This window comes from Streptomyces sp. M-16 (genome assembly GCF_052114405.1).
GTDB lineage: Bacteria > Actinomycetota > Actinomycetes > Streptomycetales > Streptomycetaceae > Streptomyces.
Genome location: NZ_JBFRER010000309.1, coordinates 1 through 776 on the forward strand (window position 1 = coordinate 1; position 776 = coordinate 776).

Annotated in this window: 2 protein-coding genes; both read left to right on the plus strand. The window is 70.2% G+C overall.

Going from position 1 to position 776, the window contains the following annotated elements; genetic code table 11:
- On the plus strand, positions 1-463 hold a 463-nt coding region (gene cysD / locus AB4039_RS42270; protein ID WP_442273314.1), incomplete at its 5' end, for a sulfate adenylyltransferase subunit CysD.
- A 2-nt stretch (positions 464-465) separates the two neighbouring features.
- A partial coding sequence (locus AB4039_RS42275; RefSeq protein WP_442273315.1) for a GTP-binding protein occupies positions 466-776 on the plus strand: 311 nt, incomplete at its 3' end.

Consider the following 776-nt stretch of genomic DNA (forward strand, 5'->3'; position numbering starts at 1 on the left):
CGACGAGTTCGACGAGTTCTCCCAGTGGGACCCCCGCCGCCAGCGCCCCGAGCTGTGGCAGCTCTACAACGGCCGCCACGCCCCCGGCGAGCACGTCCGCGTCTTCCCGCTCTCCAACTGGACCGAGCTCGACGTCTGGCAGTACATCGCCCGCGAGGGCATCGAACTGCCCGAGATCTACTTCGCCCACGAACGCGAGGTCTTCCTGCGGGGCGGCATGTGGCTGACGGCCGGCGACTGGGGCGGACCCAAGCCGCACGAGCAGGTGGAGAAGCGCCTGATCCGCTACCGCACCGTCGGCGACATGTCCTGCACGGGGGCCGTCGACTCCGACGCCACCACGCTCGACACGGTGATCGCCGAGATCGCCGTCTCCCGGCTCACCGAGCGGGGCGCCACCCGCGCCGACGACAAGATGTCCGAGGCCGCGATGGAAGACCGCAAGCGCGAAGGGTACTTCTAGCCATGGGCGTCACCACGCTGCTGCGTTTCGCCACCGCCGGTTCCGTCGACGACGGCAAGTCCACCCTGGTCGGCCGACTCCTGCACGACTCCAAGTCGGTCCTGACCGACCAGATGGAAGCCGTCGAGGCCGTCTCCGCCCGGCGCGGCCAGGAAGCCCCCGACCTCGCCCTCCTCACCGACGGCCTGCGCGCCGAACGCGAGCAGGGCATCACCATCGACGTGGCCTACCGCTACTTCGCCACCGCCCGCCGCCGGTTCATCCTCGCCGACACCCCCGGCCACGTGCAGTACACCCGCAACATGGTCACCGG